The organism is Nakamurella aerolata (genome assembly GCF_013002705.1).
Taxonomy (GTDB): domain Bacteria; phylum Actinomycetota; class Actinomycetes; order Mycobacteriales; family Nakamurellaceae; genus Nakamurella; species Nakamurella aerolata.
Map to the genome: position 1 here is coordinate 1 of NZ_JABEND010000008.1, position 24,331 is coordinate 24,331.

Genomic DNA, 24,331 nt, shown 5'->3' on the forward strand with positions numbered 1-24,331 from the left:
GTACTCGTCCAGATGATCCAAGACCATCCGCACCGCACGCTCACGCTGCTGCTTCGGATATTGCTTCGGCATGACACCGATCCTCTCGCAAAGGACCGGCCCCAAAGCCGTGACGCTTCATACGGCGGTTTGGGGCTTCTGGGGGGTCTGGGTTTGCCAGACCTGCACTGGTGAAGATCGACGCTTGGAGCAGGTCGGCGCTTGTCCGGGGCGGTGGTGGCCCGTTCGTGGTGTGGATGCTGGTGTTCGAAGTCTTTCAGCTGGTTGCGCCGGTTGCGCCGGCTCCGCGGACGATTCGCTGTCGGCGCACTCGCGCCGGCCGGTTCGCCCGACAACATTGCTGAGGTTACCTCATTATGAGGTACTAGTCAAGATTGCTACGATCGCTGCTGTGCCCGTCAGCTCGCCGCCACCGCACTGGTCCCACCGGCTGCCCAGTGCCGCCGAGGTCGCCGAGTTGTCGGTGCCCGAGCTACTGATGCTGCTGGCCAGGCTGCAACGGCAGGCCAGGCTGCGAGCGCTGGAGCCGTACGGCCTGGCGGTGCACCAGGGCCGCGCCTTCACCGTGATCGCCCGGCACACCGACGCCGATCGCGAGCTGCGGCTGTCCGAACTGGCCAAGCTGCTGCACATCGCGCCGCGGTCGGCCACCGAGGTGGTCGACGGCCTGCAGGACCGCGGGCTGGTGCAGCGCAACCCGTCAGCCTCGGACCGCAGGGCCATCGCAGTGCAGCTCACCCCGAAGGGCCGCCGCCTTGCGCAACGCATGTCGGACGAGCTCGATTCCCATGCGGCGCTGCCCGGCCTCGCCGCCCTCACCGACCAGCAGCAGCGCACCCTGCGCGAGCTGCTCGCCACCGTCGCTGCCGCGCAGCTCTCCGACAGCGATTCCTAGCCGGCGCGATTCGTACCAGTGGCCGCGAGGGCGCCGAAAACCCCGGTTCTGCGCCGGTTTCCGCCAGCTCACGGCCACTGGTACGAATCTTCGGTTACCTCTCCGGACCGGCTTCGACCTGACCTGCCTCCAGTGGCCGAAACGGGCCGGTTTTGGGCCCGTTTCGGCCACTGGAGGCAGGAAAAGTACAAGCAGCCGGGCGAGTCGGACTCAGGCGGTGACCGCGGTGCCCGCCGAGGTGTGCTCGGCGGCCTTGGCGGCGCGGCGCTCGGCGCGCCGGTGGGCGCGGCGCTGCAGCACGCCCGCGCCGACCAGCGTGACGGCAAGACCGGCGGCGGCCCAGATGGCCAGCACCCAGATGTTGCCGGCGATGTTGTGCGAGCCGAAGTAGATGATCTTGCGGACCGCGGCGGTGCCGGCACCGTTGGGCAGCGCTTCCGAGATGCCGCGCCAGAACGGCGGCAGCAGTTGAGACTGGTAGGCCCCGCCGGCGCTGGGATTGCCGAGAATGACGAAGATCAGCACCGTCACGCCGATACCGACGACGCCCAGCAAGGTTTGGAAGGCAATGGTCACGGTGGCGGCGGCGAACACCACCAGCGCACCCAACCACCACAACGCCATGAAGTGTCCGGTCAGCGCGTTCAACGCCTGGTCGACGATCAGCGCACCGCCGAGGCCGGAGGCGATCGCATACAGCGCCGATGCACCGAGCCGGAACCCGGCCCGGCGCATGTTGGCCGGCCGGGAACCGGAAGCCACGCCGAGCAGCGAGGCCATCAGGTAGCCGCCGACCAGCCATCCGATCACCAGGTAGAACCCCGTGAGACCGCGGGAATCGCCTGGCTGCAACGGAATCTCGTCCTGCACGGTGACGGTGCGCTGCTGGGTGGCTTGGCCCTGCTGAACAATCGTTTCAACGGCTTCCGCCACCGAACTGCCGCCGCCGGTCGCCACCAGCAGGGTGTCCTGCGTGCCCTGCGGGTTGATGATGAGCACCGCATCGGTCTCGCCCTTGCGCAGCGCCTCGCGGGCCTGCTGCTCCGGCATCGCGGTGGCCGCGATCGGATCGCCGGGAGCAGCGTTGTACTGCTGCACCAGCTGACCGGAAACCTGTTGCGGCGCCACCACTGCCATCGGGATCTCGTGCGGCTTGGGGCTGTGGAACGCGCCGACGTAGCTCAGGATGAACCCGAGCTGCAGCAGCAGGACGCCGATCACCAGCAACACCGTCCGCGGCGCGATGGCGTCGCGGAAATCGGCGGCAAAGCCGGAACGGACCGGGGTCGGGGCAGCATCCGGCTGGCTCGCGGCAGACGCCGACGCCGCTGCGTTCTCGGCGCTCTCGGCACTTTCGCCACTCGCGGTATTTTCCGTGCTCGCGGCACTTTCCGCGCTCTCAGGACGCTCCGCGCTCGCGGCACTTTCCGTGCTCGCGGCACTTTCCGCGCTCTCAGGACGCTCCGCGTTCGCGGGGCTTTTCCCGCTCGGTGCACTTTCCGCGCTCGCCGCGCGCTGACTGCTGTCGGCGCCCGCTGCAGCGCCGACCCGGTCGGCAGCGTCGGCTTGATCAACGCCGTTGTCACCATCACCGCCGGGGGCTCGATCAGCACTGTCGGCCTGGCCCACCTGGTCCGCCCGGTGCTCGCTGCCCACCCGGTCCGGCCGGGCCAGATGCGCGCCGCCGGTCGGCGAGGCATCGTCCGAGCCGGTGCCGCCAGCCACCGAATCGCCTTGCGGCCCAGCGGCTTCGGACAGCTCGTCGGCCGGCCGGTCGTTCTCGGGCTCGTCCGGCGCCTCGTGACGCCCGTGATGCGCAGCCATCGTGTGTGTCCCTTCCGTCGCGCGCCGTCGGCGCCGACCTGCCATCCCGTGCAACTTCGCTCGACCCGCTGTGACGGCAACGCCATCGACACCTAGCCCAGCCGTCGTGCCTGGTGGATGTCACCGTGAGTGGGTGCGCGGTGGAACGCCGCTGATCCAGCGCGCTGAGTAAACCTCAGCCGGGCGATCCGCGCCCGGCAGAGCCGCCGCCACCACGGGAAACAACACCGCGGGACGGCTCGCACGGTACGATACGTTCACGTATCCGATACGTCAATGTATCGACAAGATATCGGAGCGATCCACCACAGCATCGGCGAACAAGGAGGCAGCTGTGAGCCAGCCGACGCCCGCCGGACGCCGCGGAAGCAAGCCGGAATCGCCGCGCCCCGCGGCGCCATCACAGCCAGCGTCGTCACACACCGCACTGTCAGACACCGCGTCGTCACGCACCGCATCGTCAGACACAGCGTTGTCGGACACCGCGTTGTCAGAGACCGCACCAGCGGCAACCGCGTCGTCCCCGGACGCGCCAGCACCGTCGACCAGACCGCAGCGCCCCACGGCAAGCGCCTACGCGGCAAGCGCCCACACGGCAAGCGCCCACACGGCAAGCAGTGCAACGGAAACCAGCCATTCGAGGGCAAACCGCCGGACCCCGCTCCCGACACCACTGAGCCCCAAGCGCCGGCAGACCCGCGACCGGTTGCTGGCCGCCGCGTTCGACGTGTTCGCCGAGCACGGATTCGGCCGGAGCACGATCGAGGACGTGTGCGAGCGCGCCGGTTTTACCCGGGGCGCGTTCTACTCCAACTTCGACAGCCTGCAGGAGCTGTTCCACGTGCTCTACACGGCGCAGGCAACCGGTGTCGCCGAGCGCGTGCAGGCCGCGCTGAACCGGGCCGGTGAGGCTGCCGCTCCGGCCGACCTGGTGGCGGCGGTGATAGACGGGCTACCGCTCGACCGCAACTGGCAGCTCATCAAGACCGACTACCTGCTGCACGCGGCACGTCACCCGGATGCGGTGAGATCCCTTGCCGCGCATCAGGAATCGTTGTTGACGCTGTTGGCCGACGCGCTGACGCCGGTGATGCACAAGGTGCGCTCGGACCCGCGGCTGCAGGATCCGCGCGCGCTGGCGCAGGCCGTCATCGCTGTGCACGACGGGGTGATGGTGAACAGTTTGAGCGGGCTTCCCAGCAGCGTGCTGCGCGACCGGCTCGAGGCGACGCTGACGGCACTCGTCAGCGGCTGACCAGACCCACACGGCACTCAGCGACGGTGCTGACCAGACCCACACGGCGCTGGGCAGCGTACGACCGGAGCGGGGTCGGGGGAAATGGACAATCCCCGGGCCCTGCACAGGCGGTGACCTGCGCGTGCCGAGGTGGACAGGTAATCGGCGAAGCCCGGGGATTGGGTGATTGTCCGGTAGTGCCAGGCCGTCCCCGCGTGGTGTGTGTCGCACGCGGACGATCTCCCGATCGCCGGCCGTTGCAGCTGTGACGGCCTAGCGGCCAATCACCTCACGTGTCCGATAGCTAAACAAGGTACGGACCACCTCCTCTCTCGTGTACCGCCGAGAGTAGGTGCGCTCGGGTGAGTGTGCAACGACATTCCGCTCACGGCTTGCCGCGGCACCGCAGCGAGCCAGCAGACGAGCCAGCAGACACGGCGAAACCGGCGGTCACAGCAAGCCTCATCCACCCGCCCGGCACCGGCCGCGAGTCCCGGCTCCCGCTCCCGCGGCGCTGGGCGCCCGCGCGTGGGTCAGCCGATCGGTTGACGCAAGTCTGACCCCACGGTGGATCGGGACAATACGGCCGGGCTGCAAGGCTGAACGCATGGCAATGATCGACGTGCGCGACCTGCGCAAGGTCTACGGACCCAAGACCGTGGTGGACGGGGTGAGCTTCTCCGTCCAGCCCGGCGAGATCTTCGGCATCCTCGGCCCCAACGGTGCCGGCAAGACCACCACCGTTGAATGCATCGGCGGGCTGCGGCGCCGCGACGGCGGCAGCATCAGCGTCGCCGGCATGGACCCGGCCGGCGAGGGCAAGGCGTTCCGCGAGGCCCTCGGCATCCAGCTGCAGGAGAGCCGGCTCCCGGAGAAGCAGACGGTGGCCGAGGCGCTGCAGCTGTACTCCAGCTTCTACTCGCGCCCGCGCGACTGGCGGGAGCTGATCGAACGGCTCGGCCTCGGCGCTCAGGCCAGGACGGCGTTCGGCAAGCTGTCCGGTGGCCAGAAGCAGCGGCTGTCGGTCGCGCTGGCGCTGATCGGGAACCCCAAGGTGGCCATCCTCGACGAGCTCACCACCGGCCTCGATCCCACCGCCCGCCGCGAGGTCTGGGGGCTGCTGGAGGATCTCAAGGGCACCGGCGTCACGCTGCTGCTGGTCAGCCATTTCATGGAGGAGGCCGAGCGGCTGTGCGACCGGGTCGCGGTGATCGACCGCGGCCGGGTGGTGGCGCTGGACACCCCCGCCGATCTCGCCGCCGGGGTGCAGGCCGACCAGCGGATGAGCTTCATCCCCAGCGGCCGCATCGATACCGTTGCGCTGCAACAACTTCCGGACGTGCATCAGGTCAGCAGCACCGGCGAGCGGGTGCAGGTGACCGGTACCGACAACGTCGCCAGCGCGGTGATCATCGCGCTGCACGAGCACGGCGTCGCGGTGCGCAAACTCCGCGTCGACCAGCCCAACCTTGACGACGCCTTCGTCGCCATCACCCGTAACGCCGAAGCCGACGCTGCCGCCGCGCAGCCCATCCCCGACCAGAGCACCGCAGCGGCCGCGCTGCCAGGAGGCCACCGATGAGCGCCATGACGGCGATGATCAAGTCAGAGGGCAAGCTGCTGGTCCGCAACCCAGGGGTGATGGTGTGGTCCACCATCCTGCCGTTGGCCGCGACCATCATCCTTGCCGCCATTCCCGGGGTATGGGCACCCAGCGACGATCTCGGCGGGCTGAGCTTCTTCGAGGTCTACCGCCCGGTACTGGTGATGTTCGTGCTGGCCATCCTGGCCATGCAGGTGCTGCCGGACGTGCTGACCCGGTACCGGGAAATGGGGGTGCTGAAGCGATTGCGCACCACCCCCGTCGCCCCGGGACTGCTGCTGTTCGCACAACTTGCGCTGACCTTGCTGGTGGCCGTTGTCTGTCTTGTCCTGATGCTGGTGATCCCCACCCTGATCGGCGCCGAACCCCCGCAGAACCTGCCGGCCTTCATCGTGGCGTACCTGCTGGGCGGGTGGTCGTTCCTCGGGGTCGGCATGCTGATCGCCAGCCTGTTCCGAAATGCCAAGGTGGCAGCGGGCTTCGGCACCCTGGTGTTCTTCGTGATGCAGTTCTTCGCCGGACTGTGGATCCAACGCCCACTGATGCCCGGCTGGCTGCGCACCGTCTCCGACTACACGCCCGGCGGCGCCGCCACCGCCGCCCTCACCGACGCCGGCAGCGGGCAATGGCCGCAGCTGCTGCACATGGCCGTCATGGCCGGTTGGGGAATTGTTACCTCTCTGTTGGCGATCCGCCTGTTCAAATGGGAGTGATGAGCAGCAGAATGGAGCCGTCGGTGGGCGCGAGTAGGGAGTCGGGCCCGAGCGCGCCCACCGACATTCCGCTACCGGCCGCCGCACCCGGCGATCAGCCGGCCGCCGCTACGCCGGCCGCCGCTACGCCGTCGGCCGCTACGCCGTCGGCCGCTGGGCGCACTGCCGCACCGGCCGAGCACCGACCGCGGTTCACTATTCCGCGCGGCACGCTGGGCCGCTGGTTCCGTCGCGGCGAACCGGCTCCCGAGTTCTCCGATCTCCGCATCGATGACGACGACGTGCTGGTCTACCGCGACCCGCAGGGCCGGGTGCACAGCCTGCCCCCGTACCAGCTGTGGCGGCGGGTGCCGCAGTGGGAACCCAAGGGCATCTGGATGCGGGACCGACCGCAGGCCGGCTGGCCGGACAGCCTGGTGCCGACCAGAACCGGCGAATGGGCGGTGCGCATCCTGCTGCTGGTCGGGACGCTGCTGGCCGAGCTGGCGCTGATCAACGATCCGCCGTGGCGCCGGGTCACACTGCTGGTGCTGGCCCTGGCGATGTGGAGCTGGTGCGAGTGGTGGATGCGCTGGGACATCAGCAGCGTCTGGCGCCGCGTCGGCATCGTCGTCGTCACCGCGGCAGGAACCGCGACGATGACGGCACTTTCGCCGCTGGCCGGGATTTTCGCCTGGTCGTTCTACACCATCTGCGGCACCTTCTTCACCGGTTGGCTGATGGTCACCGCGATGATGCTGACGGTGCCGATCATGAACGCCACCCAACTCGGCGGATTCGACCGCATCCCCCACTACTGGGGGTTGTTCGCCGGGCTGTACATCTTCTGCGTCGGGATCGGCGTGGTGGCCACCGGCGTCGCAGCCAAGCGCGAAGACGCGGTGCTGCGGCGCACTGCCATGCACTCGGCGCTGCAGGCAGAGCAGCGCAGATCTGGGGCACTGCAACGTGATCTGCTGTCACGAGCCAGGCTGGACGGGATCACCGCAGAGCGGGGCCGGCTCGCCCGCGAGCTGCACGACACGGTGGCGCAGGGCCTGGTCGCCGTCGTCACGCAATTGGAGTCGATCCCGCGCGGCAGCCTGCCGGAGGCGGCGTCGGCGCGGGTGGAGAACGCCAAAACCCTTGCCAGGCAAGGGCTCGACGAGGCCAGGCGCGCGGTGTACGCGCTGCGCCCGATCGCCCTCGACCAGCTCGACCTGACCGATGCCGTGGCCGAGCTGGTGGAGGCGGCGCGGGTGGAGGCCGGCCTGCACACCGACCTGCGGGTGGACGGCGAACCCCGTTCCACCCCGCACGATGCCGCGTTGGTGCGGATCGCGCAGGAGGCACTGTCCAACGTCCGCAGGCACTCCGCCGCCCAACGGGTCACCGTCACCCTCACCTATCTTGACGACGAACTGCTGCTCGACATCCGCGACGACGGTCGGGGTTTCGACCCGACCGCCGGCCGGCACCCCGATATCGCCGGCGGGCACGGGCTGCCCGGCATGGCCGAGCGGATGGCCCTGGCCGGCGGCCGGCTCACCGTCGAGAGCGAGCCGGGCGCCGGCTGCGTGATCTCCGCGGCGGTGCCGGGATGAGTGAACGTGTGGTGCGGGTGGTGGTGGTCGACGACCACCCGGTGGTACGCGACGGCATCAAAGGCATGCTCAGCCAGGACGACCGGCTCGAGGTGATCGGTGAGGCCGCCGACGGCGCCGAGGCCATCGCCGTGGTGACCAAGGTGCGGCCCGACGTGGTGGTGATGGACCTGCGGATGCCCGGCACCGATGGGGTGGCGGCGATCAGGGCGCTGCGCGCCGCCGGGAGCCCTGCCCACATTCTGGTGCTCACCACCTACGACACCGACCGGGACATCCGCACCGCGGTGGACGCCGGCGCCGACGGCTACCTGCTCAAAGCCACCCCGCGCAGCGAACTGGTGGACGCGGTGCTGCGGGCGGCCGCCGGGCAGAGTGTGCTGGGGCCCACCGCCGCCGCCAGCCTGATGGCCCGCCGGCGCGATGCCGAGCTGACCGACCGGGAGCTGCAGGTGCTCGCCGCCATCGCCAAGGGCGGAACCAACCGGGAGGTGGCCAAAGAGCTGCTGGTCAGCGAGGCCACCGTCAAGACCCACCTGCTGCGGCTGTACCCCAAGCTGGGCGTGCGCGACCGCGCCGCCGCGGTCCGGGTGGCGTACGAGCGCGGCCTGCTCGGATAGCCGGAGTCCCGTTGCCGCCGGCCAGGTTTCAGCGTGCCGGCACCAGCCCGGCGGCCCGCGCCGCCGCCGCGTAGGCCTGCGCCAACGACGGAACCGTCTCGTGCGCGTTCAATCCGGACGGGTTCGGCACCACCCACACCGCGGCACCCGCCAGCGGATCCGGCTGCTCTCCGACAACGGCGCGCGGCCGGCGAAAAGCCTTGCGGTAGCTGGTGATCCCGGCGAAAGCCACCACCTTCGGCCGATACGCCGCAACGAACCTGGCGATCCGCTCACCGCCGTCCCGCAGTTCTTCGTCGGTGAGTTCGTCGGCGCGGGCGGTGGCCCTGCGCACCAGGTTGGTGATCCCGATGCCGCGGGAGATCAGGTAGCGGCGGTCGGCCTCGCTCATCCCGTCGGAGGCATCGATCGGCCGGTCGATGATGCCGGCCTGCAGCAGCGCCGGATAGAACCGGTTGCCCGGCCGGGCGAAGTGCGCGTTGGCCGCCGCCGTCCACAGGCCGGGGTTGATACCGGCGAAGAGCAGCTTCAATCCGGGGCCGGCCAGATCGTCGACCTGCTTGCCCCGAGCCGCTTCGAGATCCTGCTTGCTGAAGCCCATCACCCGGCAGGCTAACTGTTCGCCGGCCCGGCTCCAGAGCGGGTTCCATCCATTGGAACGACGCCGCGCTCGGCGCCGCCGCGTCGCCTCCTCGGACGGTCGCGGCGGGAACCGCCGGTGTCCGCGATCCACCTGCGCCGGGCCTGCCGGCTTGGCATGATGAGCGCACCACCACCGCGAACCTGCTCGCGCGCGTCCCGGTGGCCGAGCACAACCCAGCACCCGAACCGAAGGAGTCCCGATGGGCGTCAGCCTGACCAAAGGCGGAAATGTTTCCCTGACCAAGGCGGCCCCGGCGCTGAACGCGCTGACCCTCGGGCTGGGCTGGGATGTCCGCACCACCACCGGCGCCGACTTCGACCTCGACGCCAGCGCATTGGTGGTCGGCGCCGACGGCAAGGTGATCTCCAACGGCCACTTCGTCTTCTTCAACAACAAGCGCAGCCCGGACGGCTCGGTCGAGCACAGCGGCGACAACCTCACCGGCGAGGGCGCCGGCGACGACGAAGCCGTGACGGTGACGGTCTCGGCGCTGCCGCCGGAGGCCGACAAGGTGATCGTCGCCGCGTCCATCTACGACGCCGACACCCGCAACCAGACCTTCGGGCAGGTGCGCAACGCCTACGTCCGGGTGGTCGACAACGCCTCCGGCGAGGAGCTGGCCCGCTACGACCTCAGCGAAGACGCAGCCACCGAAACCGCCATGGTGTTCGGCGAGGTTTACCGGCACGGCACCCCGGACAACCCCGAGTGGAAGTTCCGCGCCGTCGGGCAGGGCTACGCCTCCGGCCTGGCCGGCATCGCCCAGGAGTACGGGGTCCAGCTCTGACCCGCGCACAGCGGTAGCGCTCCCTGGCCGGCGGCCGCCCCTTCGCCGACCTCTGTTCGGTCACGTGTCGTCAATCCGGGTCCAGTCGCCGGTTCGACCCCGAAAAGGCCCCCGAGCAGGCGACTGGACCCGGATTCGCGACATCGAGTCAGAGCAACCGTGGATAAAACTGCTTTAGCGAAAGTTCTTGACAGCGTCGCGCTGCCGGTGTGTGCTGGTCCGAACCAACTCAACGAAGAGTTCTAAGGACCGTCATCGTGGACCGTCACCACCGCACTCATCGTTCGCCCCAATCGATTCCAGCCGGCCGGCCCGGCCACCCGACCCGCCGCCCGGCATGGGCCGGCCGGAGCCGGCGGCTCGCCGCCGGGCTGGCCGTCGTGCTCAGCGCGGCAGTCACCACCACAGCCGTCGCGGGTACCGCGGCCGCGGTACCCGCCGCCGCTGTTCCCGCCGCCGCCGCCACCGCCGGCACCATTCCCGCTGCTCCCGCCACGCTCGGCACCATTCCCGCCGCGGCCGGCACCATTCCTGCCGCGGCCGGCACTATCCCCGCCGCGGCCGCCGCCACGGCTACCAGCACCGCCGAGCCGGCGGCGAGCGGCACCGCTCTGGCCACCCCTGGCAGCACCGCGGTGCCGGACGGCAGTTACACCACCACCGCGCTGCATCTGAAGGTCACCGTCGGTCCGAACAACGATCTGACCTGCGACGTGGTGGCCGAGCTCTACACCCCGACCAGCGCCGACGCCGAGCACCCGGTCCCGGCCATGCTCACCACCAACGGCTGGGGCCAGGACTTGGCCAACAACGCGCCGCTGGCGCAGTACTTCGCCGGTCAGGGCTATGCCGTGCTGAACTACTCGGGCCTCGGCTGGGGCGGCTCCAGCTGCAAGGTGCAGGTGGACCGGCCGGAATACGACGGCAAGGCCGCCTCCCAGCTCATCGACTTCCTCGCCGGCGCACCGGGAATCGGCTTCACCGACGCCGGCCACAGCCAACCGGCGACGCCGCCCGACTACGTGATCGCCGACAGCACCGGCACCGACGGGCAGCGGCACCAGCGGGACATCAGGGTCGGGATGGTCGGGGTCAGCTACGGCGGCGGGGCGCAGTTCGCCGCGGCCTCCGTCCACGCCAGGATCGACGCGATCGCGCCGATCGCCACCTGGAACAACCTGGTGTACTCGCTGTTCCCCAACGGCGCCGACCAGACCACCGGCGTCGCCAGCAGCACTCCAGGGGTGTCCAAGCTCATTCTCGGTGTCGCGCTGGCGATCCTCGGGGTCAAGTCCGGTCTCGACCACGCCGCGGTGGATCCCTTGCGGCTCTTGGGATGTCCCAACATGCCGACGCAGGTGTGCGCCGCGCTCACCGCCGACACGGTGACCGGTGTGCCCAGCCAGGACACCCGCGACCTGCTCGCCTCTGCGTCGGTGGCGAACTTCGCCGATCGCATCAAGGCGCCCACCTTGCTGCTGCAGGGTCAGGCCGACGCCCTGTTCGACCTGAACGAGTCGTCCGCCACCTTCGCCGCGTTGCGCGCCGCCGGCACCCCGGTTCAGCTGGCGTGGGTGAGCGGCGGCCACACCGGCGCCGCCAAGCCCGGTGATTACGACCTCACCGCGCTCGACGCTCGGGGCCAGTACGCCGTCGGCAGGCTGGTCGATCACTTCGCGAAGTACCTGAAGAAGCAAACCGTCGACACCGGACCGGATTTCGTCTATCAGCGCCCGTGGGTCACCTACACCGGCAACGCCGTGGTCTCGTACGCCAGCGCCGAAGCGCCGGAGGCCATCCCCACTCAGCAGCGCTATCTCTCCGGCGGTACCGCACTGTCCGGTGGACGCCTGGTCGACACGCCGGAGCAGGCCACCGGCGGCCTGCAGACCTTCCTCACCGGCCCGGCGGCCATTCCGACCAGCCTGGGATCGCCGTTGCCCGGCAACGATTCTTCCGATCCCGACCTCAACCTGCCGGGGACGTACGGCGCCTGGACCAGTCAGCCGCTGACCGCACCGGTGGACGTGGTGGGCAGCCCGAGCCTGACGGTGCAGTTCCAGTCGCCGACCGTCCCGGTCAACGCACTGGCCGGGCCCACCGGCATGCTCACCGGCTACGCCAAGCTCTACGACATCGGCCCCGACGGTGTCGCCAGGGTGGTGGACAACAAGGTCACCCCGTTCCGGGTCGCGGACATCGGCCGGCCAACCACCATCAACCTGACCGGCACCGTGTACCGGTTCGCCGCCGGGCACCGGCTGCAGATCCTGCTGGCCGGCGGCGATCTGAAGTTCCGCGGTGGCCTGTTGCCCAACAACGTCACCGTGTTCAGCAAGACCGGCAAACCCGGCGGCGAGTTGACCCTTCCGGTCACCTCCTGAGCACACCCGAGCTCGGTTCCGCCTCACCCGACCACGCTTCCCCTCACCCAGAAAGCCAGCCATGAAACCCGTCATCGATGCTGCACCGCACGGCCAGGGCGGCGCCTCGTTTTCCGACGATGCGCTCTCCGACGATGCGCTTTCCCACGGTGCCCAATGCCACGGTGCCCAATCCCACGGTGCCCGCTCCGACCGTTCCCACCGCTCACACAATGCGATTGCCCCGCACCGTGTCTCGTCCCGGCGACGCGCCCGGCTGGCGACCGCGGCCCTGGCCACCGTTGCCCTGGTGGTCGCCGGGTGCGGCGGCAGTCGCAACGCCAGGAGCTCTACGGCGGAAAACAACGCCGCCGGCGCCGGGGCCGGTGCGGGCGCTGCGCCGGCGGGCGGCTCGGCGGCTGGGTCGGCCGCCGCCGGCAGCTCCGGCGCCGCCGGCGGAACCCAGGCCGCCAGCATGGGAATCACCGGAACGCCGGTACCGGGCGACACCCTGACCGTCGGTGCGCAGGCACCGGCCACCAGCGTCAACCCGGCGACGGTCGACACCGCCTTCGTGCAGTACACCTACACCGCGTACGACTCGCTCACCTTCCGCGACTCCGACGGCAAGATCACCCCGATGCTCGCCGAGTCGTGGAAGTACACCGACGACAAGAACACCGGCTTCGAACTCAAGCTGCGCAAGGGTTTGACGTTCAGCAACGGCGAGAAGCTGGATGCCGCCGCGGTGAAGGGCTCGTTGGAGTACGCGAAGGGGGCGGGCGGCGGCAACGGCGTCCTGCTCTCGTCCGTCACCAGCATCACCACCCCCGATCCCCAGACGGTGCAGCTGAAGCTGAGCACGCCCAACCCGATGCTGCCGGAGATCCTGTCGCAGTCGTACGGCATCGGTCAGATCATCGCTCCGGAAGCGGTGAAGAACCCCAAACTGCTGACCGTGCAGAGCACCTCGTACGGCATCGGCCCATACATCCTCGATCCGAAGAACACCGTCGCCGGTGATCACTACAGCTACAACGCCAACCCCGACTACTACGCCAAAGACGCCCGGCAGCACTACAAGAAGATCGTCATCAAGGTGATCAAGGAGCCGGCCGCGGCGATCAATGCGTTGACCACCAAACAGATCGACGTGCTGCCGGGTGACCCGTCGCAGCTGCCGCAGGCCACCAAGTCGAAGATGCAGATTGTCGCGCTGCCCTTCGTCTGGGTCGGTTTCAACCTGCTGGACCGCGACGGGATGGTGTCCAAACCCCTCGGCAACGTCAAGGTTCGCCGGGCTATGAACTTCGCGGTCGACCGGGACACCATCACCAAGGCGCTGCTCGGTGAGTACGGCACCCCGACCTCCACCATCACCGTCCCCGGCGGTGGCGGTTGGTCGCAGCAGGCCGCCGACTACTACAGCTACAACGTCGACAAGGCCAAGCAACTGCTCTCGGAAGCCGGTTACCCCACCGGGTTCGACCTGACCTGCGCCGTGGTGCCGTTCGCCGGGCAGGACACCGCGGGCAAGGCGATCGCCGGGCAGCTGAAGAACATCGGCATCAACGTCACCTTCAAGACGCTGTCGGACGCGCAGAGCTACGTCACCGCGATGAACGACAAGAAGACGCCGTGTGCGGTGGTCGGCTACGGCGCCCAGCCGATGTGGCTGATGGGTCAGGGCCTGTTCCTGCCGACGGCGACGGTGTTCAACGGCTTCAAGACCAACGCACCGGATCTGGTCAAGCTGTACAACCAGGCCGCCGCCGCGTCCGGCCAGGAGCGGACAACGCTGAACCAGCAGATGCAGATGTACCTGGTGGAGAACGCCTGGTTCCTGCCAGCGGTCTTCTCGCCGGTGTTCTACTTCGCCCAGCCGGACATCGGCGGCCTCAAGGTGAGCGCCAGTGCTCCCACCGCATCGCTGCTCGACCTGTACAACACCAAGTAGTCGCACCATGGTGAAGTTGTTGCGGCGCTGGCTGTTGACGTCGATCCCGCTAGTACTGCTGGTATCGGTGTTGACGTTCGTGTTGGCGGCACTGGTTCCCGGTGATGCCGCGCGCGCCATCCTGGGATTCAACGCCACCGAAGAGACCTACCAGAATCTGCGCAGCACCATGGGTCTCGACGATCCGCTGCCGGTCCGGTTCTGGGACTGGTTCACCGCGGCGCTGCGCGGCGACCTCGGCACGTCAATCACCAACGGCGACACGGTGAGTCATCAGATCGCCGTCCGGATCGGGCCGACCATTGCGCTCACCGTCGGCGCCATCGTGATCGCGACGGTGGTCGGCGTCGGGCTCGGGCTGCTGTCGTCGTGGCGCGGCGGCTGGCTTGGCAAGGTGGTCGACGTTGTCTCGCTGCTGGCGATGGCGGTGCCGGCCTACTGGTTCGGCCTGTTGTTGGTCTGGGTGCTCGCCATTGCACTGCCGATATTCCCTGCCACCGGCTATGTTTCGCCCGGCGACGACTTTGTGATGTGGTTCCAGGGGCTGGTGCTGCCCTGGTTGACGCTCGGCATCACCGCCAGCGCGCCGATCGCCAAGCAGACCAGGGACGGCGTGCTCACCGAGTTGAACAAGGACTACGTGACGGTGCTGCGGTCCCGCGGGGTGCCGGAACGCACCATCGTGTTCAAGCATGTGCTGCGCAACGCCGCCACTCCCGTGGTGTCGATTCTCGGGTTGATGTTCATCGGTCTGCTGTCCGGCACGGTGCTGGTCGAGGCGCTGTTCGTGATCCCCGGCGTCGGCGGCTGGGCGGTGGAAGCCACTCAGGCACACGACATCCCGGCGATCCAGGGCATCGCGGTGCTGCTCACCCTGCTGGTGGTGGCGGTGAACCTGGTGATCGAGGTGCTGTACGGCCTGCTCAATCCGAAGGTGCGAACATGACGTCCCAGGCGACCGGGCTGATCCCTGATCCGACGGCGGGCTCGCTCGACCCCGACAACACGACAGTCGCCGTCGGCGCCGTCGGCGCCGGCGACTCCGGCGAACCGGCGGCTCCGGCACGCGACAGCCAGCAGCGCCGGCGCGGCTTCGTGCGCAGGTTCGTCCGCAAACCGGTTGCCATGACGGCCTTCTGCTGGCTGGTGATCGTGGTGCTCGGGTGTGTGTTCGCGCCGCTGCTTGCCCCCTACGGCCCGGAGGACCAGGACCTGATGGCGGCGCTGAGCACACCGAGCGCCGCGCACCCGCTGGGCGCCGGCGAACTCGGCCTCGACGTGCTGAGCCGGCTGCTCTACGGCGGCAGGATCACCCTGCTCGGGGTGCTGATCTCGTGCACGGTGTTCGCGGTGCTCGGGGTGCTGGCCGGGATGATCGCTGGTTTCCGCGGCGGCTGGGTCGACCGGCTGGTGATGTGGCTGGCCAACCTGGCTTTCGCGCTGCCCGCGGTGATCATCCTGCTGGTGGTGTTGGCGATCTTCCCGAACAACGAGACCGCCGCCATGGTGGCGCTCGGCATTCTCGGGGCTCCGGGGCTGGCCCGCATCGTGCGGTCGGTGACGCTCGGGTTGCGCGAGGAGCTGTACGTCAAGGCAGCGCGGCTGTCTGGTCTCGGCACCGGCACCATCCTGCGGCGGCACCTGCTACCGAGGTTGGCCGGCCCGATCATCGTGCAGGTGTCGCTGTTCGGCGCCGCCGCCGTCGGTCTCGAGACCGGGCTCGGGTTTCTCGGGCTCGGCGTCACCACCGCCACCTGGGGGACGCTGGCGGCCGAGGCCAACTCTCGGCTCGCCGATCAGCCGTGGCTGCTGGTGCCGACCGGGTTCGTCATCATCACCTTCATCCTGGCGCTCGGACTGCTCGGCGACGGCATCCGCGACACCCTCGCGGAGCGATACTCGTTGCAGCCAAGCAAGAAGCGGCGCAGGCGCAGATCCGCACCGGCCGACGGCGCCGCGGTGCGGCCCGACGCGCACCGGCAGCGGAAGGCCCGCCCGGCAGCCGCCGCCTCAGCAGCCGCCGACTCGACAGCCGACGCCGCAGGCCGTGCCACCGATGTGGACGGTGCACCGGACCCGCTGCTTCAGGTCGACGGGCTGACGGTCGCCTTCCCGAACCAGGACGGCTGCGAACTCACCGTGGTGCAAGACGTGTCGTTCAGCGTCGGCGCCGGCGAGGCCGTCGGCATCGTCGGCGAGTCCGGCTGCGGCAAGACCGTGACAGCGTCGGCCATTCTGGGGCTGCTGCGCGGCGGCGGCCGGATCACGGCCGGTTCGGTGCGGCTGGACGACACCGAGCTGACCACCGCGGACGCCGCCACCATGCGGTCGGTCCGTGGTGGCCGGATCGGTTGGATCTCCCAGGATCCGATCGCCTCGCTCGATCCGTCGTTCACCGCGGGGCACCATCTGGTCGAGGCGATCAGGGTGCACCGCGGTGGGAGCAAAGCGGTTGCCAGACAACGCGCCCGCGAGCTGCTTGAGCTGGTCCGCATCCCCGATCCGGAACGGATGCTGCGCTCGTACCCGCACCAACTCTCCGGCGGGATGGCGCAGCGGGTCGGCATCGCGTGCGCGCTGGCCTGCGATCCGCAGCTGGTGATCGCCGACGAGCCCACCACCGCGCTGGACGTCACCGTGCAGGCCGACATCCTGCAGCTGCTGCGAACGCTGCAGGCGTCCGGCACCGCGGTGATCCTGGTGACGCACGACTGGGGAGTACTCGCCGACCTGTGCCAGCGCGCGGTGGTGATGTACGCCGGTGAGGTGATCGAACAGGCCCCGTTGCAGGAGTTGATCGACCGCCCGGCGCACCCCTACACCCGTGGCCTGTTGCGGTCGAACCCGCACCAGGCGGTGCGCGGCGAACCGTTGCCCACCGTTCGCGGCACCGTCCCGGCACCGAGCCACTGGCCGGCCGGGTGCCACTTCGCCGACAGGTGTGAGCTGGCGACCAGCGTCTGCCGCGCCGAACCCGTGACGCTGCACCGGGTTTCCGCCGAGCGGAGCAGCCGCTGCCTGCGCATCGACCAGCTGCTGCCGCGGCCCGACGTTGAACAGGTGGCCGGCCATGCCCGCTGATCTCACCATTGCAACCGGGGCACGCACCGTGCCGCAGCCTGCACCGACCCCGCTACTGGAGGTCAGCGACCTGGAGATCGCCTATCGCTCCCCTGGGTTGTCCCGTGAGGCGACGGCGAGCGGAGGCAACGAGCCCCGGAGCGAGGCACGAGCGCAGGGGCGAGGCCCGCAGCGAGCGCGGAGCCGAACAATCAGGCCCCGTGAGGCGACGGCGAGCGGAGGCAACGAGCCCCGGAGCGAGGCACGAGCGCAGGGGCGAGGCCCGCAGCGAGCGCGGAGCCGAACAATTAGACACAGGCGGGGCGTCAAGCAAGCGGTGCAAGGGGTTTCGTTTCAGGTGAGTGCTGGCGAGGTGCTCGGCCTGGTCGGCGAGTCCGGCTCCGGCAAGTCGAGCATCGGCAACGCCATTGCCGGGCTGGTCCCGGTGAGCGGCGGCCGGATCGTGTTCGACGGGCAGGACATCACCGGCGCCGGACGGCGGCAACGCAAGGAGTTGGCCAGGCGGATTCAGCTGATTTTCCAGGATCCCTACGGTTCGATGAACCCGGCCCGCACGGTGGCCGACACCGTGGGAGAAGCGTTGCGGTACAACCTCGAGCTGTCGCAGCGCGAAGTCACCGAGCGGACGCTGACCGCGCTCGATGACGTCGGCCTGCCGCCGGAGGCAGCGCAGCGGTACCCCGGCCAGTTCTCCGGAGGGCAACGCCAGCGCATCGCGATCGCCAGGGCCATCGCGATGGAACCGGAGTTCATCGTCTGCGACGAGGTGGTCAGTGCTCTTGACCTGTCGGTGCAGGCGCAGGTGCTGGGTGTGCTGGCAGACCTGAAGCGGCGCAAGGGATTGTCGTACCTGTTCATCTCGCACGATCTGTCGGTGGTGCGCTATCTCTCCGACCGGATCGCGGTGCTGCTGAACGGGCGGCTGCTGGAACTCGGTGCCGCCGAACAGGTCACCGCGGCGCCGGGCCATCCCTACTCCGATCTGCTGCTGGCGGCAGCGCCGGTGCCGGACCCGGCAGAGCAGACCCGCCGCCGGGAGCGGTACACCGCGCGCAGCCGGCCTCGCGGCGGAGCAGAGGGCCACACCGGCGGTTGCGTCTTTGCCGCGCGCTGCCCCTACGTGCTCGACGCCTGTCTGGCCGCGCAACCGGCGCTGCAGCCGCGAACCGACGGCGGCGCCGACGCCTGCCTGCGTTCCGGCGAGTGGCAGGCCATCGCGACCAGAACCGCCGAGCCGGCCCTCACCGGGAAAACCGGTGCGCAGCCAGCGATCACAGCCAGCGGCGCGGCCGGCGCGTCCCGCGCACCGAGCGCACCGAGCGCACCGAGCGCACCGAGCGCACCGAGCGTGAAGAACACCGTAGGCAAGGAGCAGCACCCGTCGTGAGCTACCCACAGCTGGAGCCGGAGGTGGCCGCCCACCTGGCCGCGGAGGAGCCGGCCCCGGTCGGCATCGAGGCCGACATCGCCATCGAGCGCGCGCACGTGCAGCGCCAGTTGGCCAGGCACTTCGCGGCGTTCGCGCTCCCTGGACCCGAGATGGCGTCGGTGGTCGACCATCGGGTGCCGGTGCCAGGGTTCCGGACCGCCGACGGCACCCACGCCCCGCCCGGTGCCATTACCGTGCGGTGCTACCGACCGCTGGGCGCCGACGGGCCGGACGGCCAGCTCGGCGGCCCCGGTACCGGCCGGTTGCCGGTGCACGTGCTGCTGCACGGCGGCGGCTGGTCGACCGGAAGCATCGACGATGCGGTGTCCGATGCTTCCGCCAGGCACCGCGCCGACACCGCTCGCTGCGTGGTGCTGGCACCCGAATACCGGCTGGCGCCCGAGCATCCGTATCCGACCGCGGTGCACGACGTGGTGGCGGTGCTCGACTGGCTGCCGAGCGTTGCCGATGCGCTCGGCGCCGACGCCGGCACCGTTGTGCTGGGCGGGTCGTCGGCCGGGGCCAACCTGGCTGCGGCGGCAGCACTGGCCGGGCCGCGACGTCCGGAGCTGGCCGGGCTGCTGCTGGAGGTGCCGGCGCTCGACCTGACCGGCGAGACCATGCTGGCCGCCGCCAGCCGGTTGGACCTGCCGCCGGGGCTGGACCTGGACGAGGTCGGCATCGGGCAGCTGATGATGCGGTACTTCGGCAGCCGGGACCGTTGGGTCGCACACCGGGAGGAACCGACCGCCTCGCCATTGTTGGCCCCCGACCTGTCGGGACTGCCACCGGTGGCGGTGCAGGTCGGTGGCTTGGATCCGTTGCAGGAGGACGGGTTACGGTTCGCCGAGCGGGTGGCGGGCACCGGCACCCCGGTGTGGCGCCGGGTTTATCCCGGCGCCCTGCACGGCTCGCCGATTCTCAACCGGAGTTGGCCGACCGGGCGGCGTTGGCACGACGATGCGCTGCGGGTGCTGACCGAGCTGTTGCACGGTTCGGCGCCGAGCAGACCCAGCCCGGTCGACACCGCGGACGCCCTGCGCGACTCCGGCTGGATCACGGGGGACGACAGGAGCGGCACCCCGGCCGCATACCATTCATGACGCGCCAACCGACACCGGGAGCGGACCGCACGCCGGCCGACAGAGCCAGGCGAGCGCGTCGAGTCGGCGCCGCGTCCGGGGCCGCGGCCGGCCGCGTTGGTCGCGGTGGGTCCGAACGGACCAACCCACAGCAGCCCGGAGCGCGGACCGGCGCGACGAGGCGATCAGCGATGGCAAAACAGCCGGCATCCAAGCGCACCCCCGCAACCATCTACGACGTGGCCGAGCGGGCCGGCGTCTCGATCGCCACGGTGTCGCACGCGCTGAACCGCCCGGAAAAGGTGTCGGACGCGACCCGCACCAAGGTGATGGACGTCGTCGACGAGCTGCAGTTCGTTCCGAAGGCGGCGGCGGTCAGCCACGCGCGGCGCGGCGTCGGGCGCATCGGGGTGGTTGCCCCGTTCACCTCGTACTCCTCGTACAGCGTGCGCCTTGCCGGGGTGCTCAGCGGCTTCGCCGAGTCTGCGGTCGACGTTGTGGTGTTCGACCATCCGTCGGTGGCGGCGGCGAGCTCGCCGCTGTTGTCCGCGCTGCCCACCACCGGCCGGCTGGATGCCTTGCTGATCATGGGGATTCCGCTGGATGAGGCGATGGCGCAGCGGTTGCGCTCGCGCCGGATGCCGACGGTGCTGGTGGACAGCTACCACGAGGAGTTCCCGACGGTCAACGTCGACGACGAGCTCGGTGGGCTGCTGCTGGGGCGGCACCTGGTGCAGCGCGGCCACCAGCGGATCGCGTATGTGGCCGAGCAGCAGGCCTCACCCGACTACCTGTCCCCCGGCCAGCGCCGAGTGATCGGGGTCGGTAAGGCGTTGGCCGAGGCCGACCTGCCCGGCGACGCGCTCGGGTTGATCTTCACCGAGACCGCCGATCTGGCGGGCGGACGCGCCGCCGCCGATACCGTTGCCTCCACCGCCGACCGGCCGACGGCGTTGGTGGCGCACCACGACCACCTGGCCGCCGGCTTGCTGGCCGGGCTGCGGGAAGCGCAGGTGTCGGTGCCGGGGGACGTGGCGGTGGCCGGCTACGACGGCTCCGAGCTGGCCGACGCGCTCGGGCTCACCACCATGCGCCAACCGTTGGGAGAGACCGGATATACCGCCTCGCGGCTACTGCGCGAGGCCATCGACACCGACGGTGACGCTCCGGTGCGCCACGTGATGCTGGTACCCGAGTTGATTCAGGGAGAAACCACATGAGCACTACACCATCGACCGGCCAGGTCGACACGGATCGGATCGCACCGTCGCCGATCGCCGGGGTGGCCGGCGACGTCCCGCTACCTGAGGATCTGGCGACGCTGGTGGCCGCCGCCGCCGAGCAGTTCGCCGATCGGGCACCGGCCGGCTGGCCGGCCCCCCGCGGTGGCCGGCCGTCCCTGCCGTGGTTGACCGAGGTGGCCGCCTATCGCGCACAGCACGACGCGGCGGCGCTGCTGTCCCAGCGGGCCTCCGGCGCTCCGGTTCCCGAGGTGCAATCGGTTCGGTACCAACAGATCCCGTTGCCGGCTGCCGCCGACCAGGCGCCCAGCGGGGCAGCCCAACCGGCCGCGCTGACCGGCCGGGTGTACCGGCCGAACGGCGCCGGCCCACATCCTGCCATTCTGGTGTTTCACGGCGGCGCGTTCTGGATGGGCGGCGGCGCAACGGGTTTCGCCCTCAACGATGCGCTGTGCCGGGAGCTGTGCGCCGGGGCGAACGCCGTCGTGGTGAACGTCGATTACCGGCTCGCACCGGAGTTCGCTTGGCCGGCACAGACCGACGACGGTGCCGCCGCGTTGCGCTGGGTGCATCGCAACGCGTCCGAGCTGAACGTTGACCCGCAACGGGTTGCGGTGCTCGGGATCAGCTCAGGCGGGCACCTTGCCGCCTCGCTGGCCACCCGGCTGGTCCGTCAGCACGGCGCCCCCGGCGACGGGGAGCTGCCCCCGCTGGCCGCCCAGTTTCTGATGGCGCCGGCGCTCGACGTGTCGCTGCAGCGAGCGGCGACCACCGACGCCGAGCGGGCCGAGCTGACGGCGCTGCTGTCGCTGTACTTCGCGCCGGACTTTCCCCGCGGCGTCGACGTGGACAACCCCGAGGTGTCACCGGGATACGCACCCCCGTCCGGCCTGCCGCCGACGGTGCTGATCGCCGGCGACTTCGACCCGGTCTCGGCGCAATGCCGGCCGTACGCCGAAAAGCTTGCCGGGGCAGGCGTTCCGGTCACGCTGCTGCGATACCCGATGACGCACACGGTGGCCACCCCGCAGACCTACGCCAGGGTCAATGCCGACCTGGTCGCCCAGGCGCGCCGCCTGCTCGCCCGCTGAATCGCTGCCGGTTCAGAGATTCTCGATCTCCAGATCGGGCAGCGGGTCGGCCGGGGTGAACCCGAAAACCCTGCCGTAGAAGGACAACTCGCTCTGAATGGAGTCGGTGACCGCCTCCGCTCCACGGAAGCCGTGACCCTCCCCCTGGTAGATGCGCAGCGCCACCGGCAGTCCCTTGGCCCGCACCGCTGCAGCCATCTGCTCGGCCTGATTGGGTGGCACCACTTTGTCGTCGGCACCCTGCAGCACCAACAGCGCGCTGGACAGCTGATCGACGTGGTGGATCGGGGACCGGTCGCGATAGCGTTGCCGCTGCTGCGGATACGGCCCGACCAACCCGTCCAGATACCTTGACTCGAACTTGTGGGTGTCGGTGGCCAGCATCTCGAGGTCGCCGATGCCGTAGCGGGACACCCCGGCGGTGAACACGTCCCTGAAGGTCAACGCCGCCAGCGTTGTGTAGCCACCCGCGCTGCCGCCCTTGATCGCCAGCCGCTTGCCGTCCACCCGGCCCTGCTCCGCCAGAGCCGTTGCGCCCGAACAGCAATCGTCAACATCGACAACACCCCAGGTGCCCTGCAGCCGGTCGCGGTAGGCCCTGCCGTAGCCGGTGCTGCCGCCGTAGTTGACGTCGAGCACCGCGATTCCCCTGCTGGTCCAGTACTGCAGCGGCAGCTTCAACGCCGGCGACGTGGCCGCGGTGGGACCGCCGTGGCTGAGCACCACCAGCGGCGGCAACTCGGCAGGGTCGGTGTCGACGTCAGGATTCACCGGCGGATAGAAGAACCCGAAGGCGGTGGCACCGTCCGGCGTCGTCCACGACACCGGCTCGGCCACCGACACCGCCGCCGGGTCGATCTGCACCTCGCTGGCCGCCCGCAGCACCTGCACCCGCGGCCCGGCCGGGCGCTGCGCCGGATCCCCGGCCCGCTCGACACGAATGATCGCCGGCAGCCGGTCGGTGAAACCGGCAAGGCAGACCAGGTCGTCGCCATCGGCGGCAAGGCCGTCCACCGAAGCGAGCGCAACGTCCAGCTCGGCGGCCGGCTCCGCGCCGATGACGTCCAGCCGCACCAGCGTCACCCCGGCCGGGTCGTGCCGACCGATCAACACCGCACCCGAGGCCGTCTGGGCCCAGGTGTGCTGCCCGAAAACCCATGCGGGGCCGGCACAATCGGCATCGACCGGATACAACGCCGTCGCCGCGCCGCTCGCCCCGTCCGCTCCGAAGGCGCTGTCGGGGTCGGTGGCGTACAGGTTCCAGAACCCGGTGCGGTCCGAGCACCAGGCCAACCGGTCGTCGGCCAGCCAGCCGATGTCCGCCACCGATACCGGCGCCCGATCGGTGCCGCCGTCCACCCGGGTGGCATCGGCCGCATCCGCGTCGCCGAGCCACAACGTGGAGTTGTCCCACGGCATGTTCGGGTGCTCCCAGCTCTGCCAGGCCAGCCGGTGCCCGTCCGGCGACAACCGCGGCGAGGCAACGAAATCGTGGCCGTCCACCAGCACATCGCCGCCGGTGGAAAGGGATTCGCCATCGAGGTCGATGCGGACCAGGGTGTTCACCGGCTCGGCCGGGCGGGAGAATCCTTCCGCCGCACCGGGTTCGCCGCCCGGCCCGCCGTTCTCCGCGGCGGCTGTGTCGGCAGCGGCGGCCGCGTCAGCAGCGTCGGAAGCTGCGGCAGCGGCATCGTCCCGGGATTCGGTCAGCCCGCGGTGGTCCTCGCGCACCGCGATCACCCGGCGGCGCGGCAGATCCAGCTGCAGGTCCGCATATCGCAGTAGCCGACCGGGCAGGTCGGGGGTGATCGGCCGCGGCTCACCAGCGCCGGGAGTACCGCTGCCGGGCGGATCGATGACGTACACCCGGCCGTCGGCGAAATTGCTGAACACCACGGTGGAATCGGCCACCGCGTAGGCGCCGCCGCCGTATTCATGCACAGACGACCGCACGTTGAACGGCGCCGGGGTGACGTCTTCGGTGGTCCCGTCAGGGCGCCGCCGCACCAGCACGCTGCGTCCCTGCTCGCTGGACCGGGACTCCAGCCAGTAGACGCTGGGCTCCACCGGCGCGTCCGGGTCGCTGTCGACCGACGGCGAGTCAAGGCCGATCGACCCTGCGGTCAACAACTCGATGGTGATCGGCGACGGCCAGCTTCCGTACGGGTCTGCCATGCGCACA

Annotated in this window: 18 protein-coding genes; 15 read left to right on the forward strand and 3 right to left on the reverse strand. The window is 70.1% G+C overall.

The window, feature by feature from the left end:
- Window positions 1–391 precede the first annotated feature (391 nt).
- Window positions 392–895, forward strand: coding sequence for a MarR family winged helix-turn-helix transcriptional regulator (locus HKD39_RS13510; RefSeq protein ID WP_212754547.1), 504 nt, complete (start codon window positions 392–394; stop codon window positions 893–895).
- Between the two features lie 210 nt (window positions 896–1,105).
- On the opposite strand, the gene HKD39_RS18885 is transcribed toward HKD39_RS13510, so the two are convergent.
- Window positions 1,106–2,719 (reverse strand): ABC transporter permease, encoded by a 1,614-nt coding sequence (locus tag HKD39_RS18885; protein ID WP_212754548.1) that lies wholly within the window; start codon window positions 2,717–2,719, stop codon window positions 1,106–1,108.
- A gap of 706 nt (window positions 2,720–3,425) precedes the next feature.
- Here HKD39_RS18885 and HKD39_RS13520 point away from each other — a divergent pair.
- The 5 genes from HKD39_RS13520 to HKD39_RS13540 all read left to right on the forward strand — a co-directional run bounded on the left by HKD39_RS13520 (window position 3,426) and on the right by HKD39_RS13540 (window position 8,475).
- Complete coding sequence (locus tag HKD39_RS13520) at window positions 3,426–3,974, forward strand: TetR/AcrR family transcriptional regulator (protein ID WP_171200419.1); 549 nt, start codon at window positions 3,426–3,428, stop codon at window positions 3,972–3,974.
- Between the two features lie 589 nt (window positions 3,975–4,563).
- Window positions 4,564–5,538, forward strand: coding sequence for an ABC transporter ATP-binding protein (locus tag HKD39_RS13525; RefSeq protein WP_171200420.1), 975 nt, complete (start codon window positions 4,564–4,566; stop codon window positions 5,536–5,538).
- On the forward strand, window positions 5,535–6,272 hold the full coding sequence (locus HKD39_RS13530) for an ABC transporter permease (RefSeq protein WP_171200421.1): 738 nt from the start codon (window positions 5,535–5,537) through the stop codon (window positions 6,270–6,272). Before HKD39_RS13525 ends, HKD39_RS13530 begins: the two co-directional genes overlap by 4 nt.
- Window positions 6,272–7,855 (forward strand): sensor histidine kinase, encoded by a 1,584-nt coding sequence (locus HKD39_RS13535; RefSeq protein ID WP_171200422.1) that lies wholly within the window; start codon window positions 6,272–6,274, stop codon window positions 7,853–7,855. Before HKD39_RS13530 ends, HKD39_RS13535 begins: the two co-directional genes overlap by 1 nt.
- Entirely contained in the window at window positions 7,852–8,475 is a 624-nt protein-coding gene (locus tag HKD39_RS13540) for a response regulator (protein WP_171200423.1), read from the forward strand. Before HKD39_RS13535 ends, HKD39_RS13540 begins: the two co-directional genes overlap by 4 nt.
- Window positions 8,476–8,503: 28 nt before the next feature.
- Here HKD39_RS13540 and HKD39_RS13545 read toward each other — a convergent pair whose 3' ends face one another.
- On the reverse strand, window positions 8,504–9,076 hold the full coding sequence (locus HKD39_RS13545; protein ID WP_171200424.1) for a mismatch-specific DNA-glycosylase: 573 nt from the start codon (window positions 9,074–9,076) through the stop codon (window positions 8,504–8,506).
- A 241-nt stretch (window positions 9,077–9,317) separates the two neighbouring features.
- Here HKD39_RS13545 and HKD39_RS13550 point away from each other — a divergent pair, with 241 nt between their 5' ends.
- The 9 genes from HKD39_RS13550 to HKD39_RS13590 all read left to right on the forward strand — a co-directional run bounded on the left by HKD39_RS13550 (window position 9,318) and on the right by HKD39_RS13590 (window position 22,149).
- On the forward strand, window positions 9,318–9,905 hold the full coding sequence (locus HKD39_RS13550; RefSeq protein WP_171200425.1) for a TerD family protein: 588 nt from the start codon (window positions 9,318–9,320) through the stop codon (window positions 9,903–9,905).
- A gap of 380 nt (window positions 9,906–10,285) precedes the next feature.
- Complete coding sequence (locus tag HKD39_RS13555; RefSeq protein ID WP_171200426.1) at window positions 10,286–12,289, forward strand: CocE/NonD family hydrolase; 2,004 nt, start codon at window positions 10,286–10,288, stop codon at window positions 12,287–12,289.
- 61 nt (window positions 12,290–12,350) lie between these two features.
- Window positions 12,351–14,225 (forward strand): ABC transporter substrate-binding protein, encoded by a 1,875-nt coding sequence (locus HKD39_RS13560; RefSeq protein WP_171200427.1) that lies wholly within the window; start codon window positions 12,351–12,353, stop codon window positions 14,223–14,225.
- A gap of 7 nt (window positions 14,226–14,232) precedes the next feature.
- Complete coding sequence (locus tag HKD39_RS13565; RefSeq protein ID WP_171200428.1) at window positions 14,233–15,171, forward strand: ABC transporter permease; 939 nt, start codon at window positions 14,233–14,235, stop codon at window positions 15,169–15,171.
- A complete protein-coding gene (locus tag HKD39_RS13570; RefSeq protein ID WP_171200429.1) occupies window positions 15,168–17,306 on the forward strand; it encodes a dipeptide/oligopeptide/nickel ABC transporter permease/ATP-binding protein in 2,139 nt (712 codons plus the stop codon). The genes HKD39_RS13565 and HKD39_RS13570 overlap by 4 nt, the downstream gene beginning before the upstream one ends.
- Window positions 17,307–17,622: 316 nt before the next feature.
- Window positions 17,623–18,693: an oligopeptide/dipeptide ABC transporter ATP-binding protein gene (locus HKD39_RS13575; RefSeq protein WP_425488458.1), complete on the forward strand. Its 1,071-nt coding sequence runs from the start codon at window positions 17,623–17,625 to the stop codon at window positions 18,691–18,693.
- Complete coding sequence (locus HKD39_RS13580) at window positions 18,690–19,838, forward strand: alpha/beta hydrolase fold domain-containing protein (RefSeq protein ID WP_171200431.1); 1,149 nt, start codon at window positions 18,690–18,692, stop codon at window positions 19,836–19,838. The genes HKD39_RS13575 and HKD39_RS13580 overlap by 4 nt, the downstream gene beginning before the upstream one ends.
- A gap of 170 nt (window positions 19,839–20,008) precedes the next feature.
- Window positions 20,009–21,037 (forward strand): LacI family DNA-binding transcriptional regulator, encoded by a 1,029-nt coding sequence (locus HKD39_RS13585; protein ID WP_171200432.1) that lies wholly within the window; start codon window positions 20,009–20,011, stop codon window positions 21,035–21,037.
- Window positions 21,034–22,149, forward strand: coding sequence for an alpha/beta hydrolase (locus HKD39_RS13590; RefSeq protein ID WP_171200433.1), 1,116 nt, complete (start codon window positions 21,034–21,036; stop codon window positions 22,147–22,149). Before HKD39_RS13585 ends, HKD39_RS13590 begins: the two co-directional genes overlap by 4 nt.
- Before the next feature lie 12 nt (window positions 22,150–22,161).
- On the opposite strand, the gene HKD39_RS13595 is transcribed toward HKD39_RS13590, so the two are convergent.
- Window positions 22,162–24,324 (reverse strand): S9 family peptidase, encoded by a 2,163-nt coding sequence (locus tag HKD39_RS13595; protein ID WP_171200434.1) that lies wholly within the window; start codon window positions 24,322–24,324, stop codon window positions 22,162–22,164.
- Window positions 24,325–24,331: the final 7 nt, after the last annotated feature.